The organism is Arthrobacter sp. P1_H7, from assembly GCF_056405215.1.
On the sequence record NZ_JBFUCO010000016.1, the window covers coordinates 225103 to 250612 of the forward strand.

At 67.5% G+C, this 25510-nt stretch carries 25 protein-coding genes; 14 read left to right on the top strand and 11 right to left on the bottom strand.

Annotated features, from left to right (window positions below; translation table 11 throughout):
- Window positions 1–2 precede the first annotated feature (2 nt).
- Genes AC1DXI_RS16360 through AC1DXI_RS16370 form a run of 3 tightly spaced genes read right to left on the bottom strand, consistent with a single transcriptional unit; the run spans window position 3 to window position 1621 of the window.
- The gene (locus AC1DXI_RS16360; protein ID WP_476939479.1) at window positions 3–881 is read right to left on the bottom strand and encodes an SURF1 family cytochrome oxidase biogenesis protein; all 879 of its coding nucleotides are present in this window, start codon (window positions 879–881) and stop codon (window positions 3–5) included.
- On the bottom strand, window positions 882–1175 hold the full coding sequence (locus AC1DXI_RS16365; protein ID WP_476939480.1) for a hypothetical protein: 294 nt from the start codon (window positions 1173–1175) through the stop codon (window positions 882–884).
- Window positions 1172–1621, bottom strand: coding sequence for a DUF3099 domain-containing protein (locus AC1DXI_RS16370; RefSeq protein WP_476939481.1), 450 nt, complete (start codon window positions 1619–1621; stop codon window positions 1172–1174). The genes AC1DXI_RS16365 and AC1DXI_RS16370 overlap by 4 nt, the downstream gene beginning before the upstream one ends.
- Before the next feature lie 150 nt (window positions 1622–1771).
- On the opposite strand from AC1DXI_RS16370, the gene fabG reads away from it, so the two are divergent.
- The 3 genes from fabG to AC1DXI_RS16385 all read left to right on the top strand — a co-directional run bounded on the left by fabG (window position 1772) and on the right by AC1DXI_RS16385 (window position 4001).
- Window positions 1772–2497, top strand: a complete 726-nt coding sequence (gene fabG, locus AC1DXI_RS16375; RefSeq protein WP_476939482.1) for a 3-oxoacyl-ACP reductase FabG — start codon at window positions 1772–1774, stop codon at window positions 2495–2497.
- Window positions 2498–2623: 126 nt separating this feature from the next.
- Window positions 2624–3043 carry an Hsp20/alpha crystallin family protein gene (locus tag AC1DXI_RS16380; RefSeq protein ID WP_018772959.1) on the top strand — a complete coding sequence of 140 codons (420 nt, stop codon included), beginning with the start codon at window positions 2624–2626 and terminating at the stop codon, window positions 3041–3043.
- 181 nt (window positions 3044–3224) lie between these two features.
- Window positions 3225–4001, top strand: a complete 777-nt coding sequence (locus tag AC1DXI_RS16385; protein ID WP_018772958.1) for an SDR family oxidoreductase — start codon at window positions 3225–3227, stop codon at window positions 3999–4001.
- Window positions 4002–4098: 97 nt separating this feature from the next.
- On the opposite strand, the gene serB is transcribed toward AC1DXI_RS16385, so the two are convergent.
- On the bottom strand, window positions 4099–4980 hold the full coding sequence (gene serB / locus AC1DXI_RS16390; RefSeq protein WP_476939483.1) for a phosphoserine phosphatase SerB: 882 nt from the start codon (window positions 4978–4980) through the stop codon (window positions 4099–4101).
- A gap of 132 nt (window positions 4981–5112) precedes the next feature.
- On the opposite strand from serB, the gene AC1DXI_RS16395 reads away from it, so the two are divergent.
- From AC1DXI_RS16395 to AC1DXI_RS16415, 5 genes are all read left to right on the top strand, one after another.
- On the top strand, window positions 5113–5898 hold the full coding sequence (locus AC1DXI_RS16395) for an ABC transporter ATP-binding protein (RefSeq protein WP_476939484.1): 786 nt from the start codon (window positions 5113–5115) through the stop codon (window positions 5896–5898).
- Between the two features lie 18 nt (window positions 5899–5916).
- Window positions 5917–6702 (top strand): sulfite exporter TauE/SafE family protein, encoded by a 786-nt coding sequence (locus AC1DXI_RS16400; protein WP_018772955.1) that lies wholly within the window; start codon window positions 5917–5919, stop codon window positions 6700–6702.
- A 34-nt stretch (window positions 6703–6736) separates the two neighbouring features.
- On the top strand, window positions 6737–7546 hold the full coding sequence (locus AC1DXI_RS16405; RefSeq protein WP_476939485.1) for a TrmH family RNA methyltransferase: 810 nt from the start codon (window positions 6737–6739) through the stop codon (window positions 7544–7546).
- A gap of 170 nt (window positions 7547–7716) precedes the next feature.
- Window positions 7717–7974, top strand: a complete 258-nt coding sequence (locus AC1DXI_RS16410; protein WP_018772953.1) for a type B 50S ribosomal protein L31 — start codon at window positions 7717–7719, stop codon at window positions 7972–7974.
- Between the two features lie 130 nt (window positions 7975–8104).
- Window positions 8105–9208 carry a lipoate--protein ligase family protein gene (locus tag AC1DXI_RS16415; RefSeq protein WP_476939486.1) on the top strand — a complete coding sequence of 368 codons (1104 nt, stop codon included), beginning with the start codon at window positions 8105–8107 and terminating at the stop codon, window positions 9206–9208.
- A gap of 166 nt (window positions 9209–9374) precedes the next feature.
- On the opposite strand, the gene pepN is transcribed toward AC1DXI_RS16415, so the two are convergent.
- Window positions 9375–12029 (bottom strand): aminopeptidase N, encoded by a 2655-nt coding sequence (gene pepN / locus AC1DXI_RS16420; RefSeq protein WP_476939487.1) that lies wholly within the window; start codon window positions 12027–12029, stop codon window positions 9375–9377.
- A 34-nt stretch (window positions 12030–12063) separates the two neighbouring features.
- On the bottom strand, window positions 12064–13089 hold the full coding sequence (locus tag AC1DXI_RS16425; protein WP_476939488.1) for a YeiH family protein: 1026 nt from the start codon (window positions 13087–13089) through the stop codon (window positions 12064–12066).
- Window positions 13090–13221: 132 nt separating this feature from the next.
- Here AC1DXI_RS16425 and AC1DXI_RS16430 point away from each other — a divergent pair, with 132 nt between their 5' ends.
- From AC1DXI_RS16430 to AC1DXI_RS16440, 3 genes are read left to right on the top strand one after another with little or no spacing between them, the layout of a single operon-like run.
- A complete protein-coding gene (locus AC1DXI_RS16430) occupies window positions 13222–14820 on the top strand; it encodes a circularly permuted type 2 ATP-grasp protein (protein ID WP_476939489.1) in 1599 nt (532 codons plus the stop codon).
- On the top strand, window positions 14813–15739 hold the full coding sequence (locus tag AC1DXI_RS16435) for an alpha-E domain-containing protein (protein WP_026266338.1): 927 nt from the start codon (window positions 14813–14815) through the stop codon (window positions 15737–15739). The genes AC1DXI_RS16430 and AC1DXI_RS16435 overlap by 8 nt, the downstream gene beginning before the upstream one ends.
- Entirely contained in the window at window positions 15736–16587 is an 852-nt protein-coding gene (locus AC1DXI_RS16440; RefSeq protein ID WP_476939490.1) for a transglutaminase family protein, read from the top strand. The genes AC1DXI_RS16435 and AC1DXI_RS16440 overlap by 4 nt, the downstream gene beginning before the upstream one ends.
- A gap of 93 nt (window positions 16588–16680) precedes the next feature.
- On the opposite strand, the gene AC1DXI_RS16445 is transcribed toward AC1DXI_RS16440, so the two are convergent.
- Complete coding sequence (locus AC1DXI_RS16445) at window positions 16681–17181, bottom strand: pyridoxamine 5'-phosphate oxidase family protein (RefSeq protein WP_476939491.1); 501 nt, start codon at window positions 17179–17181, stop codon at window positions 16681–16683.
- 157 nt (window positions 17182–17338) lie between these two features.
- Here AC1DXI_RS16445 and AC1DXI_RS16450 point away from each other — a divergent pair, with 157 nt between their 5' ends.
- Entirely contained in the window at window positions 17339–19039 is a 1701-nt protein-coding gene (locus AC1DXI_RS16450; RefSeq protein WP_476939492.1) for a GAF domain-containing sensor histidine kinase, read from the top strand.
- Window positions 19040–19072: 33 nt separating this feature from the next.
- Here the strand turns inward: AC1DXI_RS16450 and AC1DXI_RS16455 are convergent, their stop codons facing one another.
- Window positions 19073–19804, bottom strand: coding sequence for a response regulator (locus AC1DXI_RS16455; protein ID WP_476939493.1), 732 nt, complete (start codon window positions 19802–19804; stop codon window positions 19073–19075).
- A 309-nt stretch (window positions 19805–20113) separates the two neighbouring features.
- On the opposite strand from AC1DXI_RS16455, the gene AC1DXI_RS16460 reads away from it, so the two are divergent.
- Complete coding sequence (locus AC1DXI_RS16460) at window positions 20114–20557, top strand: universal stress protein (RefSeq protein WP_476939494.1); 444 nt, start codon at window positions 20114–20116, stop codon at window positions 20555–20557.
- Window positions 20558–20581: 24 nt separating this feature from the next.
- Here the strand turns inward: AC1DXI_RS16460 and AC1DXI_RS16465 are convergent, their stop codons facing one another.
- The 3 genes from AC1DXI_RS16465 to glgC all read right to left on the bottom strand — a co-directional run bounded on the left by AC1DXI_RS16465 (window position 20582) and on the right by glgC (window position 24131).
- Window positions 20582–21049 (bottom strand): pyridoxamine 5'-phosphate oxidase family protein, encoded by a 468-nt coding sequence (locus tag AC1DXI_RS16465; protein ID WP_476939495.1) that lies wholly within the window; start codon window positions 21047–21049, stop codon window positions 20582–20584.
- Between the two features lie 96 nt (window positions 21050–21145).
- On the bottom strand, window positions 21146–22654 hold the full coding sequence (locus AC1DXI_RS16470; protein WP_476939496.1) for an SDR family NAD(P)-dependent oxidoreductase: 1509 nt from the start codon (window positions 22652–22654) through the stop codon (window positions 21146–21148).
- Between the two features lie 61 nt (window positions 22655–22715).
- The gene (gene glgC, locus AC1DXI_RS16475) at window positions 22716–24131 is read right to left on the bottom strand and encodes a glucose-1-phosphate adenylyltransferase (RefSeq protein ID WP_476939497.1); all 1416 of its coding nucleotides are present in this window, start codon (window positions 24129–24131) and stop codon (window positions 22716–22718) included.
- A gap of 102 nt (window positions 24132–24233) precedes the next feature.
- Between glgC and glgA the strand changes: the two genes are divergently transcribed.
- Window positions 24234–25439 carry a glycogen synthase gene (glgA, locus tag AC1DXI_RS16480; RefSeq protein ID WP_476939514.1) on the top strand — a complete coding sequence of 402 codons (1206 nt, stop codon included), beginning with the start codon at window positions 24234–24236 and terminating at the stop codon, window positions 25437–25439.
- Window positions 25440–25510 lie beyond the last annotated feature (71 nt).

Consider the following 25510-nt stretch of genomic DNA (forward strand, 5'->3'; position numbering starts at 1 on the left):
GTTCAGAACCCCTGGGCGTCGAGGATGGCGTCTTCCTCTTCTTCCGCTGTCGCGTTCTTACGCTTGCGCGGAGCGGGGCGGCGCCGCACGGCCGGGCCGCTGGAGTGCAGGAATCCGCCGGCCGCAGCCTCGGCTTCGGCGTCCTCCGCGTCGATCGCGGCGTTGCGGGCCTGCTGCCTCGCCGCGTAGCCGAACCCGACGAACATCAGCACGCCGAACGCGAACCACTGCAGGGAGTAAGACAGGTGGGTGCCTTCATCGGTGGTCGGCTTGGGGAACGGGAAAGGCATGTCCTGCACCGACGGCGACTCTGACGCCAGCTGTCCGTAGGCTCCCGTCAGCAGCGGATAGCCCAGCTGCGCGGAATAGGCGGCGAGGTCGATCGAGGCCAGCTGGCCATCAGGGGCGCCGCGCTGCAGCTCGGGCTCTGCCGGCTTGAGGCGGGCAACGACCGTCACCGAACCCTGCGGCGGGGCCGGCACTGAGTCGGGCCGTCCCGGCGTGTTGTTGCCGATAGGCAGCCACCCACGGTCGATCACCACGGTTTCGCCGGTCTGGAGCTTAAAGGGAACCACCACCTCGTAGCCGGGCTGGCCGTTCAGCGGCCGGTTCCGGACGATCCGCTGGCCGGCAGCGTCGTAGCTGCCCTTCAGTTCCACCTGGGTCCACTCGCGCTCCGGGTCCAGCCGGCTGAACTGGTCCCGGACCCCGGCGAACGGCACAGGGGTGGCCGAGTAGTTCGAGACCACCCGGTTGATTTCGGCCAGGGTCTCGGCGCGGCGGTCCATCTGCCACCGGCCCAGCCCAACGCAGCCGGCAGCGAAGACCGCGGCCAGCAACAAGTACCCCAGCCATTTACTGGAGAAGAGAAAGCGGTACATTCAGCCGATCCTGCCTGACGGGTCGAGAGGGGCGGTCGCTTCGGGGAGGGGGACGGTCTCTGCGCCGAGGACCACAGTCTCTTTCCACAGTCCGCGCGTCTGGAGGTAGTCCTCAAGCCAGGCGCGGTGCTCACCGCACGCCAGCCAGATCTTGCGCCGCTCCGGGGTGTGGATCTTGGGATTGTTCCACAGCAGCTGCCATTCGGCCGCCGCGCGGCAGGCTTTCCGCGAGCAGACGGTGCCGGGGGCCGCGGCGGAGTCGCCACCGGTCCCGGCCAGGTCAAAGAGGTTCATAAAGCGGCCCGTCCGTGGTCGTCGTCGTTCTCATCTTCGATCAGCTCACCTTGCAGCAGCGTCCCCGCGCCGCCTGCGCTGTCATCGATATCCTCCCCGGCCGGGTCTGCGGTCTCCGGGGCGTCGAGCTCTGCGAGCGGAGCGTAGTCCAGGAGCGAGTCGCTGTGGATTTCCGCCTTGTCGCTGCCGTTGGCGATCACCACGGCCACCCAGGGCAGGAAGACGGCGCCGGCAATCGGCAGGAGCTTGAACCAGCCATCCACGACAAAAATCAGGATCAGGCAGACCATGCGGATGCCCATGGCGATGGCGTACTTGACCATCCGCTGGTGCATCTCGTCCGAGTGGGCAGCAGCGGCGTCGGTGATGCTGTGCACCTCGGTACCGCCGGGCTCGGAGTCCGGCCTCCCGGGTACATGCGCACCGGGTCGGTTTTTGAGTGTCACGGCTGTCAGATCACGCTCCCAAGGCTTACCTCGATTCTCTCACCATCGGCGGAGCCGCCCAAACGGAAGCGAACCGGGCGCTAAGATCGGAGGCAGGAAAAATCCAGCCCCCAGCGCGGCCCTCCCTGCCGCAGAATCCCGGAGCCCCATATGACTGACACATCCACCACCGGCCGCAGCGTTCTGATCACCGGCGGAAACCGCGGGATCGGCCTGGCCATCGCCGAGTCCTTCCTGGCCAACGGCGACAAGGTGGCCGTGACCTTCCGCAACGAATCGTCGTTGCCCAAGGGCATCCTCGGCGTCAAGGCGGACGTCACGGACGAAGCTTCCGTTGACGCTGCGTTCGCGGAAGTCGAAGCCGCGCACGGCCCGGTGGAAGTACTCGTGGCCAACGCCGGCATCACCAAGGACACGCTCCTGATGCGGATGAGCGAAGACGACTTCACCTCGGTGATCGACACGAACCTCACGGGCGCCTTCCGGGTCATCAAGCGCGCATCCAAGGGCATGATCCGGGCGCGCAAGGGCCGTGTGGTGCTGATTTCCTCCGTCTCAGGCCTGTACGGCGCGCCGGGCCAGATCAACTACTCTGCCTCGAAGGCAGGCCTGGTGGGCATCGCCCGGTCGCTCACGCGCGAGCTCGGCGGACGCGGGATCACCGCGAATGTGGTCGCGCCCGGCTTCATCAACACCGACATGACGGCCGAGCTGCCCGAGGCCACGCAGAAGGACTACCTGACGAAGGTTCCCGCCGGCCGCTTCGCCGAGGCCTCCGAGGTCGCCAACGTCGTGCGCTGGATCGCCAGCGACGAAGCGTCCTACATTTCCGGTGCGGTCATCCCGGTCGACGGCGGCCTCGGAATGGGCCACTAGCCCCTGACGCAGCAGGACGACGCAGAACTCCTGCGGAGAACAGCGGACGACGGCGGATTCCGCGCGTGTAATGGGCTCACAGCCCCTGACCATGCCGCGGCAGGGGCGTGGACGCAGGAGGAAATCATGAGTGATCTCAGCAAATGGACGCCCTCGGACATGCTGGAACCGGTCCGCCGCTTCCTTGACGGTGATCTGTCCATAGCGCCAGGGATCAAGATCGAACAGTTCCAGGAGGGCACCACCCTGGTGGTGCGGGCGGAAGTGCCGGGCATCGACCCGGACCGGGACGTCGACGTCTCGGTCGGCGAGGGCGTGCTCAATATTGCGGTGGAGCGGCGGGAGTCCTCTGAGCACAAGAGCAAGGACGGTTACCGCTCGGAGTTCCGCTACGGCCGGGCCGCCCGGAGCATTGCGCTGCCCGCGGGGGTGAGGGAAGAAGACATCACCGCCACGTACAAGGACGGCGTCCTGGAAGTCCGCGCACCGGCACCCAAGGTTGTGACCGGCGAAGCGACGACGAAGATCCGGATCGACCGCGGCTGACCCGGTCGCCGGCACCTTTCCGCCATGGCTCCTAACGGCCGCGGCGCCTTCCCGGCACGGCACGGCGGAACTACGCTGCCGGGGCTTCTTTGTGGATGCTGAACAACCGTAATGGCGCGATCCGCTGGCATGATGGATTGCAGACCCACAGTATTTGGACGTTTGGAACAAAGGAGCTCGTATGGGACTGCTGGAGAACAAGACAGCGATCGTGACCGGTTCGTCGCGCGGAATCGGCGCCGAAGTGGCCAAAATCCTCGCCGCCGAGGGTGCGGCCGTCGTCGTCAACTACCGCCAGAAGGCGCCGCGCGCCAACAAAGTTGTCGCCGAGATCGAAGCCGACGGCGGCCGTGCTGCGGCCGTCGGGGCGGACCTGACCACCCAGGAAGGCGTCCAGGCCCTGGCCAGCGCCGCGATGGAGAACTTCGGCTCGCTCGACCTCCTGGTCCTCAACGCCTCCGGCGGCATGGAGACCGGCATGGAAGAGGGCTACGCCCTGAAGCTGAATCGCGACGCCCAGGTGAACATGCTCAACGCCGCCGTCGCGCTCATGCCTGAAGGCTCGCGCGTGGTCTTCGTGACCAGCCACCAGGCCCACTTCATCGACACGGTGCCCACCATGCCCGAGTACGAGCCCGTGGCCCGCAGCAAGCGGGCCGGCGAGGACGCACTCCGCGCCCTCGTCCCGAGCCTGGCGGACAAGGGGATCACCCTCGTGGTTGTCTCCGGCGACATGATCGAGGGCACCGTCACGGCCACCCTGCTTGACCGGTCCAACCCCGGCGCCATCGAGGCCCGCCGTGCAGAAGCCGGCAAGCTGTACTCGGTCAAGGAGTTTGCCGCGGAGGTCGCCAAGATGGCCTCGGCCGACGTCGAAACCGGCCACACCGAATACGTCGGCGGTGCGGATTATTTCGGTAAGACCGCAGAGCAGGCAGCGGACACGAGCTCCAGCTAGGCTTAGGCCGCCAAGCGCCGGAATGGCGCGTCGCGAAGGCACGTCCCGGCAATGATTTTACTAATCATTGCCGGGACGTGCCTTCCCGGTTAACGCATCAGACTCCCGCGATGTACCGCACGGCGTCGAGATAGGGAAGGTTGACGGCGGCGTCCGCGGCAGCCCGGACGGCCGGCTTCGCGTTGAAGGCGATGCCGATCCCGGCCGCGCCCAGCATGTCGAGGTCATTGGCGCCGTCGCCCACGGCGATGGTGTGTTCCATCGGGATGCCCTCGGCCGCGGCCCATTCGCGCAGGTACTTCTCCTTGGCCGCCCGGTCGATCACGTCGCCGAGCACCTTGCCGGTCAGTGCGCCGTCGACGATTTCGAGTTCGTTGGCGATCCAGTAGTGCAGGCCCAGGTCTTCGGCGATCGGCCGGAGGATCTGGTTGAAACCGCCGGACACGACGGCCACGGCATGGCCGGCGGCCTGGAACGCCGCCACCAGCCCGGCGGCGCCCTCGGTCAGCCTGACCTCGGAGCGGACCGACTCGACGACGTCCGCAGGCAGCCCTGCGAGGACCGCCACCCGGGCGTGCAGGCTCTGGGCGAAGTCCAGCTCCCCGCGCATGGCCGCCTCGGTCACCGCCGTCACCTCCTCGCGCTTGCCGGCGTAGGCGGCCAGGAGCTCGATTACCTCCTGCTGGATGAGGGTGGAGTCCACGTCCATGATGAGGAACTTCCGCGGCGCGCTGCGCAGTGCTGCCGGTACCAGCGCCGTGTCGACGCCCTCGATGCCGGCGGCCGCCAGCGCGCGGCGCGCACCGTCAAGTTCGGCCTCCAGCGCGCAGTCCGCCGCATACACCTCGAAGCGGGCGTCGCCGGTGCGGGTTTCCGCCCCGACGCCCAGCCCGGCGGCCGTCAGGAGCGAACGCAGCCGCTGGATGTCGGGAAGGGACAGTTTCAGGCCGTAGCTCACTGCGGTCACGTTCGAACTCATGGCCTCAATCCTAGCGAGCGGGCGGCGGGCGGCCCGAATTCGTTGCACCCCGGCAGGCGCCGCGTGACGCTCCACGGCAGGGCGCGGCGCCGGTTATCAGTCGTCCGCTTTTTTGTCCTAGTGTCTACTCCTATGAGTGATGTTCTTGAAATGGCCGGGGTCAGTGTTGTACGCGGGGCAAAGACGCTCCTGGACAAGGTCGACTGGCAGGTCAAGGAGGGCGAACGCTGGGTGATCCTGGGCCCCAACGGCGCCGGCAAGACCACACTCCTCCAGCTGGCTGCGGCCCGCATCCACCCGACCTCTGGAATGGCGGGCATCCTCGAGGAAGTCCTCGGCGCCGTCGACGTCTTCGAGCTCCGCCCCCGGATCGGCCTGTCCTCCGCTGCATTGGCCAGCCAGATCCCCGAGCACGAGAAGGTCCTGAACGTGGTGGTCACCGCCGCGTACGGCGTGACCGGCCGCTGGCGCGAGGGTTACGAGAAGGACGACGAGCGGCGCGCCTTCAGGCTGCTGAACGAGTGGGGGATGGGCCCGCTGCTCAACCGCCCCTTCGCCTCGCTTTCCGAAGGGGAGCGCAAGCGCGTCCAGATTGCCCGCGCCCTCATGACTGATCCCGAGCTCCTGCTCCTGGACGAGCCGGCCGCGGGGCTCGACCTCGGCGGCCGCGAGGACCTGGTCCAGCGCCTGAGCGAACTCGCCCGGGACGACGCCGCCCCGGCGATCGTCCTGGTCACCCACCACCTCGAAGAAGTGCCGCCGGGCTTCACGCACGCGATGCTCATGCGCGACGGCGGCGTGGTGGCCTCCGGCCCGCTGCCGGAGGTCCTCACGGCGGAAAACCTGAGTGAAACGTTCGGCCTGCCGCTGGACGTCAGCGTCAACGCGGGCCGGTACACCGCGACCGCCAGCCGCTGACGGGGCCGCTGACCGCGCGTGGAGCTCCTCAATAGCGCCCTCATATTCTTCGCCGGGCTGTGGGCGGGCACCATCAACAGCGTCGTCGGATCCGGCACCCTGGTCACGTTCCCGGTGCTGATCGCCCTCGGCTACGCCCCCGTCACGGCCTCCATCAGCAACGCCATGGGGCTCGTGGCCGGCAACGCCACCGGCGCCTGGGGCTACCGGAAGGAACTCGAAGGCCGCGGCAAGCAGCTGCTCCGGCTCCTGCCAGCCTCGCTGCTGGGTGCCGTCACCGGCGCCTACCTGCTCCTGCACCTGCCCGAAAAGGTCTTCTACTACGCCGCCCCCGTCCTGATCGTGCTGGCCCTGCTGATGGTGGTGTTCCAGCCGCGGCTGCAGCGGTGGGTGAGGAACCGCGAGGAGAACCCCGAACACGCGATCCGGGACCGCCGCCACAGTGTCCTGCTGGTGGTGCTGGTGTACCTCGCCGGCGTCTATGGCGGCTACTTCGTCGCGGCCCAGGGCATCCTGCTGGTCGGCATCCTGGGCGTGTTCATGACCGGGACCATCCAGAACGCCAACGCGATGAAGAACTTCCTGGTCCTGGGCGTGAACGTGGTGGCCGCCGCCTCCTACCTCCTGTTCGCCTTCGACCGGATCGACTGGGGCGTGGTCGGGCTGATCGCCGTGAGCTCCCTGATCGGCGGCGTGATTGGCTCCAAGGTGGGGCGCCGGCTCTCCCCGGCGGTCCTGCGCGGGGTCATCTTCACCCTGGGCCTGGTGGCACTGGGATTCATGATCGCCAACTTGTTCAAATAGCCCCTTCCAACAGCCTCACAGGAATGACCTGCCCGTGACCTTTCACTTTCTCGAATCCGCCGACGACCCGCGGGTTGCGGACTACACGCAGCTCACGGACGTGCACCTGCGCAAAATCCGGGAACCCGCCGAGGGCCTGTACATCGCCGAGTCCTCCCGCGTCCTGCGCCGGGCCCTGGCCGCAGGGCACCGGCCGCGGTCTTTCTTCCTGGCCGAGAAGTGGGCCGCGGACCTCGCCGATGTGTTTGAGCAGTACCCGGACGTCCCGGCCTACATCGGCCCCGCGGCGCTGCTGGAGCAAATCACCGGCTTCCACCTGCACCGCGGCGCCATGGCCGCCATGCACCGGCCCGCCCCGGTGCCGCTGACGGACCTCCTCGCCGGAGCCCGCCGGGTCGCGGTGCTGGAGGACATTGTGGACCACACAAACGTCGGGGCCATTTTCCGTTCGGCCGCGGCCCTGGGCGTGGACGCCGTCCTGGTCTCGCCGCGCTGCGGGGATCCGCTCTACCGCCGCAGCGTGCGGGTCAGCATGGGCACCGTGTTCCAGGTGCCGTGGGCGCGGCTGGAGGACTGGGCGGAAGGCCTGGCCGCGCTGCAGCAGCAGGGCTTCACCGTCGCGGCCATGGAGCTGACGGATGACGCGGTGGACCTCGACGTGCTCGCGGCCCGGCGCCCGGAGCGGCTGGCCCTGGTGCTGGGCACGGAAGGCGCGGGCATGAGCGAAGGAACCCTGGCCGCCGTCGACCTCGCCGTGAAGATCCCGATGCGCCCGGGCGTCGATTCGCTCAACGTCGCCGCGGCGTCGGCGGTGGCGTTCTGGGAGCTCCGCCCGAAGGACTGAGGCGACCCGAATCGTGCGGCGGCCGCGCCGCGCTGACGTGCGCCAACGGTGTTCGTCAGCGGTCCGGGGATCGGCTATGATTGATAGCTGGCCGTCCGGTGCTTTCCGCCGGCCATCCCATTCATACCTGGCAACTGGCAAAATCCAGTTGTGCGAACAAAGGTCCAATTATGAAGTCTAATACTCACCCGAAGTACGAAGCTGTTGTTTTCAACGACCTGGCTTCCGGCGTCAAGTTCCTGACCAAGTCCACCGTGTCTTCTTCGAAGACCATCGAGTGGGAAGACGGCAACACCTACCCGGTCATCGACGTCGAAATCTCCTCTGAGTCCCACCCGTTCTACACGGGCAAGCAGCGCATCATGGACTCCGCAGGCCGCGTCGAGCGCTTCAACGCTCGCTTCAAGGGCTTCGGCGGCAAGAAGTAACCTTCTTCCCCCAGGTCTTATGGAAAGCCCGCMCCGGCAACGGTGCGGGCTTTCTGCGTCTTTGCTGCCGTTCCGGCTAACCGGGTTCCGGTTTCCCGGGTTACCGGCCGCATGCGGCAGGATGGAGGTCATGACTTCCCATCCCGCCGCCACCACGCCCAGCACCGACGACGACGGCGGCCGTCACCACGGCGAGTACAAGGTCCCGGGTGGCAAGCTCGTGGTCGCCGACTTCGACGTCGTCGGCGGCGCCCTGGCCCACGTCTCACTGAGCGGGGACTTCTTCCTCGAACCCGACGAGGCGCTCCCGGAGATCAACAGGGCGCTCACCGGGCTGCCCGTCGACACCAGCGCCACGGACATCGCGGACGCCGTGACGGCGGCGCTGCCCGAAGGCACCGTGCTGTTCGGCTTTTCCGCCGACGCCGTCGCCGTCACCGTCCGCCGCGCCCTGGCGAAGGCCACCGGCTGGGCGGACCACCACTGGAACATCATCGCCCCGTCCGTCCTGCCCACCCACGTCAACGTCGCCCTGGATGAGGTCCTCACCGAGGAAGTCGGCGCCGGCCGGCGCAATCCCACCCTGCGGTTCTGGGACTGGGAGGAGCCCTCCGTCGTGATCGGCAGCTTCCAGTCCGTCCGCAACGAACTCCATCCCGAAGGCGTGGCCCGGCACGGCATCAGCGTGGTCCGGCGGATCAGCGGCGGGGGAGCGATGTTCATGGAGGCCGGGAACTGCATCACCTACTCGCTGTACCTCCCGCAGACCCTCGTGGACGGCATCAGCTTTGCGGACTCCTACCGTTTCCTCGACGCCTGGGTGATGGCGGCCCTGGAAAAAGTCGGCATCAGCGCCTTCTACGTGCCGCTCAATGACATCGCCACCGAGCACGGCAAAATCGGCGGGGCCGCGCAGAAGCGGCTCGCCAACGGCGGGATGCTGCACCACGTCACCATGAGCTACGACATCGACGCCGAGAAGATGGTGGAGGTGCTGCGGATCGGCAAGGAGAAACTGTCCGACAAGGGCACCAGGAGCGCCAAGAAGCGCGTGGATCCGCTCCGCCGCCAGACCGGCCTGGCCCGCGCCGAAATCGTTGCAGCGATGATGGACGTCTTCGCCGAACGCTACGGCGCGACACCGTCCGTCCTCACCGACGCCGAGCTGGAGGCGGCCCGCCGCCGCGTGGAGACCAAGTTCGGCACCGCGGAGTGGCTGCACCGGGTTCCCTAACCACCCGTTCCCTAACGGCCCGTTCCATAACGGCCCGTTCCACCCCGTCGATTGCTCCCCACCGGCACCCTCGCCTCGCAAGCTCGGCGAGGGAACCCTGCCGGCGTGGGCCCAACTGCCGTTCTGGGCCACCAGAAGGGCGGCTACGGAGCAGTCGATCGAGGGTTCATCGTGGGTTCGCAGCCTGGGCCTGCGCCGTCAGGGCCGGTGCCGTCAGCGCCTGCGCCCTGAGGGAACGGTGCAGCTGGCTGCGCTGTTCAATGATGATCCGGCGAAGGGCGCGCGGCGCATCCGGGTGGGCGGCCAGCCACTGGTCGGTGCGCACAATCACGGCGTTGGTTTCGGGGGTTCCGCCGTCCAGGTCCTGTCCCGCGGGGTAGAAACCGCGGACAATGCGGCTGGCGATCTCAATGCTGCGGTCCGCCCAGACATGTTCGAGGGATTCGAAGTACTGGTCGATGAACCCGGCCAGCAGGGAGGCCGCGCCGGTGTTGAACCCGGCAATTGTGGCGCCGAGGAGCTGGTTGGACAGACCGGTGCCGTGGACGGCGGCCTGCCAGGCGGCCGCCTTGACGGTCGCCTCGGGACGGGCGGCGAGGGCGGTGGCGTGCCCGGACTTGCCGGCCGCCGTGTTGTCCCGGGCGAGCTCCTGGTCGAGCTGCTCCTGCGAAGCCTGGCCGTTGGCCGCCAGGGCATGCCAGAGATTCCAGCGCAGTTCGGCGTCCACCGCCAGGCCGTCGATCACGGTGCTGCCGTCCAGGATGCCCCGGAGCAGGTCCAGCCTGCCGGCGTCGTAGCGGCTGGTTGCGGCGAAGGTCCGGGCCCAGGCCAGTTGCTGGTCGGAACCCGGCGCTGCCGCCTGCAGCTGTTCGGCGGCCGTGGCGAGGAAGCCGTGGCGCACGGCGTCCCGCTGGCCCCGGGGCACGTAGCGTTCCACCGCCGTCGAGGCGTTGCCCAGCACGTTGAGAAGGACGCCGATACCCGGCTCGGCGGGTCCGAAGCGCTGGACGGCGTCGACGTAGAGGGCGGCCGGTGTGACGGCATCGCGGGCCGAGTCCCACAGCGCCGTCCAGCACAGCGCCCGCGCCATGGGGTCCTCCAGCTTGTCCAGGGAGCCGCGGACAGTGGCCTCGGAACGCGGGTCCAGCCGGACCTTGGCGTAGCTGAGGTCCTCGTCATTGACCAGCAGCAACGCAGGCCGCGGTTTGCCGGCCAGCGCGGTCACGTCGGTCCGGGCACCGCGGACATCGGTCTCGACGCTGTCCATGCGAACCAGGGCGCCGGCGTCGTCAAAATTGTAAAGGCCGATCCGCAGCCGGTGCGGCCGGGGCTCCTGCCGGCCGGTGGCGGGATCCACGGCGTCCTGCAGGACCGCGACGGAGCTGAACGCGCTGTTGTCCTCGGTGGACGCGGTGATCTCGCTGGACAGGGTGGAGATGCCGGAGGTCTGGAGCCATTGGCGGGCCCATTCGCTGAGGTCGCGGCCGGATGCCGCGCTCAGGGCGGCCAGCAGTTCAGCGAGGGTGGTGTTGCCGTAGGCGTGTTCCCGGAAGTACTGCCGGGACCCGGCGATGAACGCCTCGAACCCGACGTAGGCCACCAGCTGCTTCAGCACCGACGCGCCCTTGGCGTAGGTGATGCCGTCGAAGTTCTGCTTCGCGGCTTCCAGGTCCGGGATGTCGGCGACGATGGGGTGCGTGGTGGGAAGCTGGTCCTGGACGTAGGCCCACGCCTTGCGGTTGTTGGCGAAGTTCACCCAGGCCGTGTCCCAGTCCGTGGTCCGGTCCACGCCGAGGGTGCCCATGTAATCCGCGAAGGATTCCTTGAGCCACAAATCATCCCACCACTTCATGGTGACGAGGTCGCCGAACCACATGTGCGCCATCTCGTGCAGGAGCGTGTTGGCGCGGGCCTGGTACTGCGAGTCGGCGGCCCGGGAGGTGAAGACGTAGCTTTCGGTGAAGGTCACCAGGCCGGGGTTTTCCATGGCGCCGAGGTTGTACTCGGGGACGAACGCCTGCTCGTATTTGCCCCACATGTAGGGGAAATCGAAGAGTTCGTTGAAGAAGGACAGCCCGTTCCTGGTGAGGCGGAACAGGGCGTCGGTGTCGAAGGACGCGGCCATGGAGGCGCGGCAGTAGAGCGCCAGCGGCACGTCCAGGACGGTGCCGTCGCCGAGTGTGCCCCGCCAGGTGTCCTCTGCCTTGAAGTACGGTCCGGCGAGGACGGTGGTGATGTAGGTGGACATCGCCCTGGTGGGGGCGAAGTCCCAGCGGCTCGTGGCGGGATCACTCGTGAGCTGGGTGCGCAGCACCTCCGCGCCGTTGGAGGACACCTGCCAGTCCGAGGGGGCCATGACGTGGAAGGTGAACTCGGCCTTCAGGTCGGGCTGTTCGAAGTTCGCGAACACCCGGCGGGCGTCGGCGGGTTCGTACTGCGTGTAGAGGTAGCACTGGCCGTCGGCGGGGTCAACGAAGCGGTGCATGCCTTCACCAGAGGTGCTGTACAGGGCCGTCCCCGTGATGGTGACCTGGTTCTCCGGCTGCAGGTTCTCAAGCCGGATCCGGGATCCGTCCACGACATCGGCGACGGCGAGCCCCTTGCCGTTGAGGAAGACGCTGTGCACGCTGCCGGCGATGAAATCCACGAAGGTCGTCGCCCCGGGTTCGCTGGCCGAGAAGGAGATGATGCTGCGGCTCGTGTAGCCGGCGACGTTCGGGTCGGCCGCCTGCCGGACGTCGAGGGAGACATCGTAGCTGTGAGTGGTGATGAGGGCGGCGCGGGCCGCGGCCTCGTCGCGGCGCAGATTCTGGTTTGACACCCAGCTATCTAATCACGGGAGCGTGTGCGCCCGGTCACGCCGGCGGGAACATCAGGAAGGCGGCCGCCAGGCCCAGCACAGCGATCAGCAGCCAGGACGCCAGCGCGGCCAGCAGCGCGCGTGCGCCGGTGTGCAGCAGCTGCCGCACCCGGACGGCGGAGCCCAGCCCGAACAAGGCCATGCCCAGCAGCAGGTCCTGGAGGGCGGCGGCCGCGTCCAGGACCGCGGGGGACAGCCACCCGGTGGTGCGCACGGCCGCCAGGGCCACGAATCCGATGACGAACAGCGGGATCACCGGGGGGCGCCTGGCGCCGTCGGCGGCGGTGCCCAGCCGGTGGTGGAAGCCCGCGGCGGCGACCATCGGCGCCAGCAGGATCACCCGGGTGAGTTTGACGACGACGGCGACGGCCAGGGCCGCGGTGCCCGCGGTCTGGGCGGTGGCGACCACCTGTCCGACGTCATGCACCGAGGCACCGGTCCACGCCCCGAAGAGCTCCGGACCCAGGCCCAGCGGCCGCGCGAGCAACGGCAGCACACCGATCGCCAGCGTTCCGCACAGGGTCACGAGCGCCACGGGCAGCACGGTTTCTTCCTGCCGGATTCTGCGCACGGCGGCCATCGCCCCGATCGCGGACGCCCCGCAGATGGCGAATCCCGTGGCCACCAGCAGCGCCACGCGGGGAGGCAGCCGGAAAAGCCTGCTGATCCCGTACGTGCCGGCGAAGGCGGCCAGCACCACGGCGGTCACGAGCAGCAGCGCCGCCCAGCCCAGGCCCAGCACGTCGCCGAGGCTGACTTTCAGGCCCAGCAGCACGATCCCGGCCCGCATGAGGTGTTTGCCGGCGAAGTCCAGCCCGGGCCGCGCCGGCCCGGCGGTCCAGCCAGACACGCCCGGCAGGTTGGCCGCCAGCAGCCCGAGGAGCACGGCCAGGGTCATCGCCGGCAGCGCGGGGAGGAACAGGTGGACGGCGACGGCAACGGCGACGGCCGCCGCAGCGCCGGTCAGGCCAGGCGCGGCCGCTGTCAGGCCTGACGCGGCGGCGGATCTCTTCGGGGTCACGCCCCTACATTGCCGTACCCGGCCGGCAATGCCGTAACCGCGGCCATCCCGGCAGGCGGCTACGTGCCACCGGGAACCGCGCCGCGGGCCGTCGAAATGATTTCGTAACGAAAAAGTGGTTGGCTAGTGACCATGTCTGACCTATTCCAGGAGTACTCCGAGGCCGCCGGCCGCACCGGCGCCTACGACGAGATGTTTGCCCCCGGCCAGCAGGCCCGGAAATCCTACGGGCAGGTGGCCCTGGCCCTGCGCGAACTCTCGTTGGCTGACGTCAGCGCCCGTGCCGATTCCATGGCACGGACCTTCCTGGACCGCGGCGTGACGTTCGACTTCGCCGGTGAGGAACGGCCCTTTCCCCTGGACATCGTCCCCCGGGTGATCCCCGCCGACGAGTGGAGCGTCCTGGAACGCGGTGTTGCCCAGCGCGTCCGTGCTCTTGAAGCCTTCCTCAATGACGTCTACGACAAGATGACGGTGGTGTCCGACGGCGTCATCCCGCGCCAGCTCGTCACGACCAGCGCCCACTTCCACCGCCAGGTGCACGGCTTCGAACCGGCCGGCGGCGTCCGGGTCCACATTTCCGGAATCGACGTCGTCCGCGACGCCGAGGGCACATTCCGGGTCCTGGAGGACAACGTGCGCGTGCCGTCGGGTGTCAGCTACGTCCTCGAGAACCGCCGGGCCATGGCCAAGGGCCTGCCCGAGGCTTTCGGCCAGCAGCTCATCCGCCCGGTCGAGGAGTACCCCCGCCGGCTCCTGTCCGCCCTGCGGAAGACGGCGCCCTCCGGCGTCGATGATCCCACCGTGGTGGTCCTGACCCCCGGCGTCTTCAACAGCGCCTACTTCGAGCACACCCTGCTCGCCGGCCTCATGGGTGTCGAACTCGTCGAGGGCCGCGACCTCATCTGCCGCGGCAACCGGGTCTACATGCGCACCACGGCGGGCGAGCAGCGTGTGGACGTCATCTACAAACGCATCGACGACGAATTCCTGGACCCGCTGCAGTTCCGTGCCGACTCCATGCTCGGCTGCCCCGGCCTGGTCAACGCCGCCCGCGCCGGCGGCGTCACGATCGCCAACGCCGTGGGCAACGGCGTCGCCGATGACAAGCTGGTCTACAGCTACGTGCCCGACCTCATCCGGTACTACCTCAACGAAGAGCCCGTGATCGCCAACGTGGACACGTTCCGGCTCGAAGAGAAGGAGGCCCGGGAACACGTCCTGGACCGCCTGGACGAGCTCGTGGTCAAACCGGTGGACGGCTCGGGCGGCAAGGGCCTGGTGATCGGCCCGGACGCGTCCAAGGACGAACTCGATGCCCTGCGCAAGCGGATCATCGCCGACCCCCGCGGATGGATCGCCCAGCCGGTGCTGCAGCTGTCCACGGTGCCCACGCTCAGCGGCGACAAGTTCGGCCCCCGGCACGTGGACCTGCGCCCCTTCGCCGTCAATGACGGCGAGGACGTCTGGGTTCTCCCCGGCGGACTGACCCGTGTGGCGCTCAAGGAGGGCTCGCTGATCGTCAATTCCAGCCAAGGCGGCGGCTCGAAGGACACCTGGGTCCTGGCCGATTCCCCGCAGGTCCCCGTGGAAGTGATTCCGCGGCCCACCATCGCAGTCCGCGAGCGGGTTTCGGTCTGGCCGGTGGAGAGCAACTGGCGCGACAGCCAGAAAGAGCAGCAACAGCAGCAGCAGATTTCTGATGCGCAGGAGGTAACCGCGAATGCTTAGCCGTATTGCCGAGTCATTGTTTTGGATCGGCCGCTACGTGGAACGGGCCGACGGTACCGCCCGGATCCTCGACGTCCACCTCGAACGGCTCAACCATCTGCCCATGGAGGAACAGCGCAGCGTGGCGCAGGAACTCCTGGCCGTTATGGGTGCCCGCGCACAAAGTGACGATTTCGGCCTGCCCGAACTGCTCAACGCCCTCGCCTACGACAAGCAGAGTGCCACCTCCATTGCCGGTTCCCTCGGTGCCGCCCGGGAAAACGCCCGCCGCGCCCGCGAGACCGTCTCGTCCGGGCTCTGGGAAAGCCTCAACACGACCTACTACGGGCTGAACCAGCACCGCAAGGACGTGGTGGGCACCTACCGGTTCTGCAACTGGGTCCTGGAGCGCACCGCCATGGTCAGCGGCCTCGCCGACACCACCGTCAGCCACGACGAGAGCTGGCAGTTCCTGGTCCTGGGCAGGTCGCTGGAGCGCGCCGATATGACCGCGCGCATGCTCTCCACCCGCGATGTCCTCTCGGCCGGCATGTCCTGGGTGAACATGCTCCGCTGCGCCGGCGCCTACGAATCGTTCCTGAGGACCCGCCGGGCGGCGTTCGGGGACCAGCACGCGGCCGAATTCCTGCTGCTGGACCGGCTGTTCCCGCGGTCCATCGTCTACGCCCTGCGCGACGCCGACGAGTGCCTGGCGAAGCTCGACCCCTCGGCCCAGCGCGTCGGCTTCATCAACGACGCCCGCCGGATCGTCGGCCAGGCCCGCACCTTCCTGGAATTCCACCGCACCGATGACCTCATGTCGGAGCTGCCGGAGCACATGGAGCGTGTGCAAAAAGCCGTGTCGCAGGCCTCGGACGCCATTTCCCGTAAGTACTTCAATCAGGCAGACGAACTGGCCTGGGTGGGAGAAGTTTCATGACCCGGCTGAACATCGTCCACAAGACGGCCTACAAGTACAACAAACGCGTCACCCTGTCCTACAACGAGGCCCGGATGACCCCGCTGACAGACCCGCAGCAGGTGGTGCTGGAGTCCTCCATGAAGGTTTCGCCTTCGCAGGCGGCCCTGAGCAGCTACCGCGACTACTGGGGCACGCGGGTGACCGCCTTCGACATGCAGATGCCGCACGAGCACCTCGAAGTCCTGTCCACCACCACCGTCGAGGTGCACCGGGTCGAGAAGATCGCAGCCGAGGCCGACATCGTCGGGTGGGACGTCCTGGCCGCTCCGGAGACGCTGAACCAGTTCAGTGACTGGATTCCGCAGTCCCAGCTGACAGGTCCCGGCTCCGAAGTGCTCGCCATCATTCCCGGGGTTGTCGAGGGGAAATCGCCGCACGAGGCCGCCATGGCGATCTTTGCCTGGATGCGCGGTGAAATGACCTACATGAAGGGTTCCACCGGCGTCACCACCAACGCCGAACAGGCCTGGAACCAGCGGCAGGGCGTCTGCCAGGACCTGGCGCACCTCGCCATCGGGTCACTGCGCAGCTGCGGTATCCCGGCCCGCTACGTGTCCGGCTACCTTCACCCGCGTTCGACGGCGGAGCTCGGCGAGACGGTTGCCGGCCAGTCGCATGCGTGGCTCGAGTGGTGGGACGGCGAATGGCGCAGCTGGGACCCGACCAACCACAAACCGGCGGGGGACTTCCACGTCACCGTGGCCCGGGGCCGCGACTACCGCGACGTGCCGCCGCTCAAGGGCATCCTGTCCGGCGGCGGGGGATCGGCCCTCAGTGTCAGCGTGGAAATCACCCGCGTCGCGTAAGCGCACCCCACGCCTCGCGTTGCGCTATCAGACCGGGCTGCCCTGAAGCCCTCAGGGCAGCCCGGTCTGATAGCGCAAGAGGTGTTTTGGGGGTTATTCGAGACCGGAGCGCGTGGCGTCGTCCAACGGCGTCCACCAGGTCAGCGGCGGCACCACCTTGAACCGCCGGCCCGTGACGGTATCCGGCGTGATCCGGACGAAATGTTCCTTTTTTCCTGCCTGCCACGGGAACAGCAGCAGGCCCACCGTGTCCATGACTTCCTGGGGGTTCTGCACTGGCGCGGCCTGGCCCTTGATGACGACGCTCCAGGCGACTCCGGTGTCCGCGTTGATGCCGTCGGCCTCCAGCGCCACCGGCGTCCCGCCGGTGGCCGCCTGCAGCTTCGTGCCCTCCGCGGTCCGGAACACCAGCGTGCCGTGGTCCACTTTGTAGTTGATCGGGAAGATATCTGGGTGGTCGTCCACCCAGACCGCCAGCCTGCCCACCGAGACGCTGCGCAACAGCCGCCAGCATTCGTGGTGGTCGAGGTTTTCCACGGCGTGGGTCTGGTCCTTAGTTGGCTCGTGACTGCCCGGGCTCGATTCAGTGCTCATGGCGGCGAGCCTACGCGGCCATGTCGGCGGCGGCTAGGGCAAATGGACCCAGCCGCCGGGTAAATCTCTGATTTTCCGGGCTTTCCTGAGTGGTTCGCGGTATTCTGGCAAAGGGCCGTCAGCGTCTACATTGGCCGGAGCGATTGGGGGCAATGACATGCATTCAACGGGTGAGGGCTCAGGCCATACCGTGTCCGAGCCAAATCCCGTAGTTGAGGAGTTGCTGAAGGGGTTCGGCGCCCGGGCGGAAGAGCTGCTTCAATCCAAGGAACGCATGGCCGGCCTGCTGGAAGCCGTCGTCGCCCTGGCCGAGGACCTGAGCCTGGATGCCGTCCTGGAACGCGTCGTAGAATCGGCCTGCCGGTTGTTGCATGCAAGGTTCGGTGCCTTGGGCGTGATCGGTGATGACCATGCGCTGAGCCACTTCATCACCGTCGGCATCGACGGCAAACTGGCGCGGCAGATCGGTCCGCTGCCGACCGGGCACGGCGTCCTCGGCCTCCTGATCACAGACCCGCGGCCGCTCCGGCTGCATGAACTGAGCAAGCACGCCGAGGCCTACGGGTTCCCCGCGCACCACCCTCCCATGAAGTCCTTCCTGGGGGTACCGGTCCGCGTCCGGGACGTGGTGTTCGGAAACCTGTACCTCACGGAAAAAGAAGACGGGGAGGACTTTTCCGCCGAAGACGAGGCCCTGGCCGTCGCTTTGGCGGCAGCAGCTGGCGTCGCCATCGAAAATGCCCGGCTCTACGACGACTCCCGCCGCCGGGCACGCTGGCTGGAGGCCTGCATGGACGTCTCCGGGCTGATGCTGAGCACGGACCGCGACTACACCTCGGGCGGCCTGGACCCGATCGCCGGACGGGCGCTCCAGGAGTCCGCGTCCTCTCTCGCCCTGCTGGTGGCCCCCGCCGCCAACGGCGTGGCCCACGTGGTGATCGGCGTTGCCGGTGGGCGCGGCACGGCGTTTTCGGGACGGTCTCTGCACTTGGAGTCAGAGCTCCTGGAAGGTGTCCTCGAAGGCGGCGAGCCGGTGCTGTTCGACGACGCATCCGAAGTGTTGGGGGAGGTCGACGGCGCCGTCACAGGCCCGCTGCTGGCAGTGGCGCTGAGTACCCAGGGCGCCCACCACGGCCTCCTGCTGCTGGCACGGGACAAGGAGTCGGTGCGCTACGCCCGGACCGACATCGAAATGGGGGCCGTCTTCGGCTCCCACGTGGCCCTCGCCTTGGAACTGGCCCGGGTGCACCGGCTGCGCGAGGAGCTCCTGGTCTTCACCGACCGCGACAGGATCGCCCGGGACCTCCACGACCTCGTCATCCAGCGGCTGTTCGCCGCCGGGCTGAGCGTGCAGAGCCTGACCCGTTTCACCAAGGAGGAACTGGCGCTGGAGCGCATCCGCAACATCACCGGCGAACTCGACGAAGCGATCCGCAGCCTGCGCGACACCATTTACTCGCTCAAGAGCAACACAGGCGAGATCGAACTGCTGAGCGGCCGGATCCGTCGGGTCACACGCAGTTCGTCGAAGTCCATGCCGTTCCCGCCGCGCCTGACCATCACGGGACCGGTGGATGCCGTGACACCTGACAAGGCCGACAACGTCGTGGCCGTTGTTTCCGAGGGGCTCAGCAACGCCATCCGGCACTCAGGGGCGGATACAATCTCGGTCTCGGTTGCGGTCGTCAGGGGCCGGGTGACGGTGGTGATCAGCGACAACGGCGCCGGATTCGCCCAACCCGAAAAACGCAACGGGCTAAGCAACCTCGAAGACCGGGCACGCATGCTCGACGGCAAATGCACCATCACGAGCGCGCCCGACTCCGGTACCAGCCTGGAATGGTCGGTGCCCCTGTAGCCGGCGCGCCCGGAGGCCCCGTGCCCGCGGAGCCTACCCGACGCTGCGCGGCCGGATTACTTCGCCGGTTCTCCCGCCGGAGGCCGCCGGAAATGCCGGGCTGGCGATGAAGACGGCTGCCTGCGTGCGGCGTTCGAATCCGAGCTTGGCCAGCAGGGACGACACATAGTTCTTGACGGTCTTTTCCGCCAGGAACATTTCGGCGGCAATCTGCCGGTTGGTCAGTCCGCCGCCCACCAGCTCCAGGACCTTGCGCTCCTGGGGCGTGAGGGAGGATGTGCGCGGGTCGACCTCTTCGGCCTCCACCAGGCTCTCCACGACGCCGGCGGCCACGCCCTCTTCGAAGAGGGACTCGCCCGCTGCTGCCCGCCGCAGGGCGCCGATCAGGTCCGTGCCGCCGATCTCCTTCAGCACGTATCCCCGCGCCCCGGCCAGGACAGCGCCGCGCAAGGCCTGTTCGTCGTCGAAGCTCGTCAGGATGATGCAGTTCAGGGACGGGTCCACCGACCTCACATCCCGGCAGACCTCAATGCCGGTCCCGTCCGGCAGGCGGGCGTCCAGCACACAGACATCAGGGTGCAGTGCGGGAATCCGGCGGGTCGCCTCCACCGCGGATCCGGAACTGCCGACAACGGCAAACCCCTCGCCTTCGAGAAGTTCCTGCAGCCCGCGCCTGACAAGTTCGTGGTCATCAAGGATAAAGACGCGGATCACCGCCTGCCCGCCATCAGGTGCAGTGAGACCTGCGTCTGCCCAGGCAATCATGATTCTCCCGTCCGGCCGCTCGCGCGACCGCTCAATGCTCTTAGTAACACGCTGATTTTTGTATCGAGATACTGCTTTTCATCTGCTGACCCCAGCCTCTGCCATTCTTCTGCACTGGGGCGGCGCGAACAAGGGTCATAGTGCCCAGCAGGCCGGCTCCGGCCAGTTGCCCGGAGCGTTTCCGGGTAGCCCGCCGGCCGGCGTGGGTGCATGCCCTTTGGCCCTAGGCGTCGTGCCGGCCGGGGGAAATCATGGGAGCGTCGCCATCTGGCGCGGGAAGATCGGCCGGTACGAGGGCAGAGGATTGCGATGAACGAAGTCAGGGACGTCCGCAAGATCGTGGTAGGCGTTGACGGCTCGGACGCTTCGGTGTCCGCGTTACAGCATGCGCAGGGCCTCGCGGTGCCCCTGGCCGCCAAAGTCGTCGCGGTGGCATGCTGGGACTACCCGCCGGTGTACGACGGCTATGTCGCCGTCGGGATCGACGACTTCGACGTCCGGGCCGGCGAAATCCTGGCCGACGCGGTGGTGAAGGCCTTCGGCCCGGACACTCCGGACAACGTCGAGACCCGCCTCATCCAGGGACACCCCCGCCGCACACTGATCGAGGAGAGCAAAACCGCGGACATGCTCGTGCTGGGCCGCCGCGGCCACGGGGGATTCGGCGGACTGCTACTGGGATCGGTGAGTTCCGCCTGTGTGGCACATGCGCATTGCCCGGTGCTGGTGGTCCACTCACCAGAACACGACTGACCCCGCAATCCTGCCCGGAGGATCCTATTCGAACGTGGCCCGGCGCGGATCCGAGAGCCGGGTGCTCCACACATCGGGCCGGTTGACCTTGAAGCGTCGTCCGGTCAGGGCTTTGGGAGCCACACGCACGTAGTAGGCCTTCTCGCCGGGCTGCCAGGGCTCCAAGAGCAGGGAGTCCACTTCGTCCCTCTCTTCCTGGCTCTCGATGACCTCGGCTTCGCCGCGCGCCATCACACTCCAGGCCGTCTCGTCGCGGACGTCGTATCCGTCGATCTCGAATGCAACCGGCTTGCCCGTAATGGCACCCCAAAGCTTCGTGCCGCCGGCGGTGCGGAAGGCAATCGCCCGCCGTTCGAGTACGAAATTCACCGGGAAGATCTCCGGATGGTTGTCTACGATCAGCGCTACGCGCCCCACGACTTCGGTGTCGAGCAGCGTCCAGCACTGGTCCATGGTCAGCGAGTATTCCGGCGAGGGCGTGGTTGAGTCCATGTCGAGCCACGATACGGGTAGGCCAGGATCCCGATTAGGGCCATAGGTCCCGCAGCGGACACCACAGTGACGCGCGTCGCAGCCCACCGGCGCCGGTCACCAGGGACTGGGCTTGTAGTCCTTCAGGAAGACGCCGTACTGGTCCTCACCGGATTCGCCCATCACGATGGGGTCGTAAACGCGGGCGGCGCCGTCAACGAGGTCCAGGGGCGCGTGGAAGCCCTCTTCCATGAGGCGGACTTTGGTGTAGTGCGGCCGCTCGTCCGTGATCCAGCCGGTGTCCACAGCCGTCATGAGGATGCCGTCGGCGTCGAGCATTTCCTGGGCGCTGGTTCGCGTCATCATGTTCAGCGCAGCCTTGGCCATGTTCGTGTGCGGGTGCCCGGGGCCCTTGTAGGCGCGGGAGAACTGGCCTTCCATAGCGCTGACATTGACGATGTACTTCCGCCGCGCGGTGGATCGCTTCATGGCACCCCGCAGCCGGCTGACCAGCAGGAACGGAGCCGTCACGTTGCACAGCTGCACTTCGAGCATCTCCAGCGGGTCCACTTCGTCCAGGACCTGGGTCCAGCTGTTGATGGTGGCGAGGTCCGGGACCAGCCCGCCCGCGTCGATTGCGGTGCCGGAGGCAATACGCTCCAGGGACGCCGAACCTGTGGACAGGGCCAGGGAAGTGATCGCGTCCCCGGCCAGTACGGGATGGTCGAGCACGCTGCTGGCCAGGGCAAGCGGGTGCTTGTCGTGGGCGTGACCGAACGTGACGAGCTCCGGGCCCCCGTTGGCAGCCTGGAGGGCGGCGGGCAGCGGCTCGTCTTCGGCGTCGACAAGCGGATTGTAGGCGTTGCCGGAGCGCCGCACCGTCTGGGCCGCGTTGTTAATGATGATGTCCAGCGGTCCTGCGGCATCCAGGGAATCCGTCAGGGCCATTACCTGGGACGGGTCGCGGAGGTCGATGCCCACGATCCGGAGCCGGTGCAGCCAGTCGGCGCTGTCCTCCATCGCCGCGAAGCGGCGGGCGGCGTCCTTCGGGAACCGGGTGGTGATGGTGGTGTGTGCGCCGTCCCGCAGGAGCCGGAGCGCGATGTACATGCCGATCTTTGCCCGCCCGCCAGTCAGCAAGGCCCTGCGGCCGGTCAGATCGGTGCGGGCGTCGCGCTTGCTGTGGCTGAACAGGGCGCACTCGGGGCACAGCTGGTGGTAGAAGGCATCCACCTGGGTGTAGTGCTGCTTGCAGATGTAGCACGGCCGGGACCTGATCAGGTGGCCGGCGATTTCCCCGGTCGCGGACGTGGCGAGCTTGTTGCCGCGCGTTTCGTCGTCGATCCTGTCGGGGGCCGCCGTCGCCGTCTGTGCGATCACGGCGCGGTCCGCCTCGGCGATCTCATCGCGCTTGCTGACCCGCCGGTGGCGCTTGACGGCCTTGAACATCTTCCCGGTGGCGCGGCGCACTGAGACGTAGTCCGGGTGCTCCTCGTCATAGGCGTGGATCGTGTTCAGGACTTTCAGGCAGGCCTGGATTTCCTCCGGGGTCAGCCCGGCAAGACCAGACCCGGCAAGACCAGACTCGGCGGCGGAAACGTCGGAGGACAGATCGGGGGAGCTCATTGCCCTAATTTTACAGGGTGCGGGGAACCCGGCCGGACGAGCGTGCCGGGCCCCCGCCTGCCTATGCCGTGGGTGATTGCTTGACCGGTCCGTCCGTGCCGACAGCGGCTGCCTGGACGTCGGCCACCTTGTCCACGGACTCCCGCAGTTCGGGCCAGTTCTCGGTTGCGGTGCGGACGGCGTTGGGCACCAGGCGCAGGTTGGCCGCGGAGAGCGCCCGTTCCGCATCGCTGGGATCCGGGACAAGCTGCCCCTTGGACAGGACCGTGATCCCGGAGTCGGTGACCTTGAACCCGCGGGCGCGGTCCAGGTCGGGGTCGAGCCCGATCGCGGCCCCGGCCGGCACCTTGACGTTCTTGTCGATGATGGCGCGCTTGATCACGGCGCCTTCACCGACGTTGACCTTGTCCATCAGGACCGAGTCCAGGACCCGGCTCGAGGTGCCGACGTAGACGTCGTTGGAGAGCACGGAGCCTTCCACGATGCCGCCGGAGACGACGACGCCGCTGGCCACGATCGAATCCAATGCCGTGCCCACCGTGTTGGACTTGCCGCGGACGAACTTGGCCGGCGGGGAGATGGTCTGGCGGGTGTAGATCGGCCACTCGGAGTTGTAGAGGTTGAAGACCGGAACGGGAGAGATCAGGTCCATGTGGGCGTCGTAGAACGAATCGATGGTGCCGACGTCGCGCCAGTAGGTGCGGTCCCGTTCGGTGGATCCGGGGATGTCGTTGAGGGTGAAGTCGTAAACGCCGGCCTCGCCCTGGTTCACGAAGTAGGGAATGATGTCCCCGCCCATGTCGTGCTTGGTGTCGAGGCGCTCGGCGTCAACGTGGAGGGCTTCAATCAGGGCGTCGGCGTTGAACACGTAGTTGCCCATCGACGCCAGGAACTGGCTGGGGTCCGCCGCGAGGCCGGGCGTCGACGACGGCTTCTCGACGAACGCGGCAATCTTCTCCGGGTTGTCCGCGTCCGTTTCGATCACACCGAACTGGTCCGCCATGTGCAACGGCTGGCGGACGGCGGCGACTGTGGCTTTCGCCCCGCTGGCGACGTGCTGGGCCACCATCTGGGAGAAGTCCATCCGGTAGACGTGGTCTGCGCCGACCACGACGACGATGTCGGGATTGGCGTCATGAATGAGGTTCAGCGACTGATAGATGGCGTTGGCGCTGCCCAGGAACCAGCTCTTGCCGACGCGCTGCTGGGCCGGGACCGAGGCCACATAGTTCCCCAGCTGGGTGGACATGCGCCACGTTTCGGAAATGTGCCGGTCAAGGCTGTGGGACTTGTATTGCGTCAACACCACAATTTGCAGATAGCGGGAATTCACAAGATTTGAAAGGGCAAAGTCAATAAGCCGGTAGCTTCCGGCAAACGGGACACCAGGCTTGGCCCGGTCCGCCGTCAACGGCATGAGCCGGTTTCCCTCGCCACCTGCGAGGACAATTGCCAAAACTCTCTTTTGATGCGGCATGGTGATAGCTCCTGAACGCCTTCGTTACTCCCCAATACAGTCCGGCATGCCCGAACGTCTTCACACTAGATCAGTTCCACCGTAACGACTACCTTGGTGCATGTGCGAATAGATATTGTGACCAAAGAATTCCCGCCGGAAATCTACGGCGGCGCCGGGGTCCATGTGGCCGAGCTCAGCAGGGTGCTGGCCCAACGCGTGGACCTTCAGGTGCGTGCCTTCGGCGCGCCCCGCGAGCCCGGGTATCACGGAGCGACCGTCACGTCGTATTCCGTGCCCGAAGACCTGGGCTCAGCAAACGCCGCTATCCAGACCCTCGGGGTGGACCTGAGGATCGTTCCGGACATCGCCGGCGCGGACCTGGTCCACTCCCACACCTGGTACGCCAACATGGCCGGACACATCGCGTCGCTGCTCCACGGCATCCCGCATGTCCTCAGCGCCCACAGCCTGGAGCCGCTGCGCCCATGGAAGGCTGAGCAGCTCGGTGGCGGCTACGCGGTGTCCTCATGGGTGGAAAAGACCGCCTACGAGGCCGCGGCCGCCATCATCGCCGTCTCGGAAGGCATGCGCCAGGACATCCTGCGCAGCTATCCGGACGTTGACCCGGCCAAGGTCAAAGTGGTCCATAACGGCATCGATGTCAGCCAGTGGAACCGGGACGAGGCTGATGACATCATCCGTCCGCTCGGGATCGATCCGGAGCGCCCCAGCGTTGTTTTTGTGGGCCGGAACACCCGGCAGAAGGGTGTACCGTACCTGCTGCGGGCCGCCGCCAAGCTCCCGGCCGACGTTCAGCTGGTGCTGTGCCTCGGCGCCGCGGACACTCCGGAACTGGCCGCCGAGACGGCACGCCTGATCGAGGAACTCCAGAGCCAGCGCAGCGGTGTGATCCTGATCGAACGGATGCTGCCCCGCAACGAGGTCATCCAGGTGCTCAGCCACGCGACGGCGTTCGCGTGCCCGTCCATCTACGAACCCCTGGGCATCGTCAACCTCGAGGCTATGGCCTGCGGCGCCGCCGTGGTGGCCAGCGCCACGGGCGGCATTCCGGAGGTCGTCGAGCATGGCAAGACCGGGCTGCTTGTTCCGATCGAGCAGGTCACCGACGGCACCGGCATCCCGCTGGACCCGGAGAAGTTCGTCACCGACTTTGCCGAAGCCCTCATCGAGGTGGTGTCCGATCCCGCCCGGGCCCGCGCCATGGGTGAAGCGGGTCGGCGCAGGGCCGAGGAACACTTCTCCTGGGAATCCATTACGGAGACCACGCTCGAGGTCTACCGCTCGGTGCTCCAGCCGGGGTCCTGACCCCGCGACGGAACAGCAGTACGTCGACAGGGCAGAACGACGACGGCGCCGCCCCGGCTGAGGGGGCGGCG

Bases quoted from the DNA above. Each gene is read 5' to 3' on its own strand.
- AC1DXI_RS16360 (WP_476939479.1), bottom strand. From the start codon at position 881: ATGTACCGCTTTCTCTTCTCCAGTAAATGGCTGGGGTACTTGTTGCTG.
- AC1DXI_RS16365 (WP_476939480.1), bottom strand. From the start codon at position 1,175: ATGAACCTCTTTGACCTGGCCGGGACCGGTGGCGACTCCGCCGCGGCC.
- fabG (WP_476939482.1), top strand. From the start codon at position 1,772: ATGACTGACACATCCACCACCGGCCGCAGCGTTCTGATCACCGGCGGA.
- AC1DXI_RS16380 (WP_018772959.1), top strand. From the start codon at position 2,624: ATGAGTGATCTCAGCAAATGGACGCCCTCGGACATGCTGGAACCGGTC.
- AC1DXI_RS16385 (WP_018772958.1), top strand. From the start codon at position 3,225: ATGGGACTGCTGGAGAACAAGACAGCGATCGTGACCGGTTCGTCGCGC.
- serB (WP_476939483.1), bottom strand. From the start codon at position 4,980: ATGAGTTCGAACGTGACCGCAGTGAGCTACGGCCTGAAACTGTCCCTT.
- AC1DXI_RS16395 (WP_476939484.1), top strand. From the start codon at position 5,113: ATGAGTGATGTTCTTGAAATGGCCGGGGTCAGTGTTGTACGCGGGGCA.
- AC1DXI_RS16410 (WP_018772953.1), top strand. From the start codon at position 7,717: ATGAAGTCTAATACTCACCCGAAGTACGAAGCTGTTGTTTTCAACGAC.
- AC1DXI_RS16415 (WP_476939486.1), top strand. From the start codon at position 8,105: ATGACTTCCCATCCCGCCGCCACCACGCCCAGCACCGACGACGACGGC.
- AC1DXI_RS16430 (WP_476939489.1), top strand. From the start codon at position 13,222: ATGTCTGACCTATTCCAGGAGTACTCCGAGGCCGCCGGCCGCACCGGC.
- AC1DXI_RS16435 (WP_026266338.1), top strand. From the start codon at position 14,813: ATGCTTAGCCGTATTGCCGAGTCATTGTTTTGGATCGGCCGCTACGTG.
- AC1DXI_RS16440 (WP_476939490.1), top strand. From the start codon at position 15,736: ATGACCCGGCTGAACATCGTCCACAAGACGGCCTACAAGTACAACAAA.
- AC1DXI_RS16445 (WP_476939491.1), bottom strand. From the start codon at position 17,181: ATGAGCACTGAATCGAGCCCGGGCAGTCACGAGCCAACTAAGGACCAG.
- AC1DXI_RS16450 (WP_476939492.1), top strand. From the start codon at position 17,339: ATGCATTCAACGGGTGAGGGCTCAGGCCATACCGTGTCCGAGCCAAAT.
- AC1DXI_RS16455 (WP_476939493.1), bottom strand. From the start codon at position 19,804: ATGATTGCCTGGGCAGACGCAGGTCTCACTGCACCTGATGGCGGGCAG.
- AC1DXI_RS16460 (WP_476939494.1), top strand. From the start codon at position 20,114: ATGAACGAAGTCAGGGACGTCCGCAAGATCGTGGTAGGCGTTGACGGC.
- AC1DXI_RS16465 (WP_476939495.1), bottom strand. From the start codon at position 21,049: ATGGACTCAACCACGCCCTCGCCGGAATACTCGCTGACCATGGACCAG.
- AC1DXI_RS16470 (WP_476939496.1), bottom strand. From the start codon at position 22,654: ATGAGCTCCCCCGATCTGTCCTCCGACGTTTCCGCCGCCGAGTCTGGT.
- glgC (WP_476939497.1), bottom strand. From the start codon at position 24,131: ATGCCGCATCAAAAGAGAGTTTTGGCAATTGTCCTCGCAGGTGGCGAG.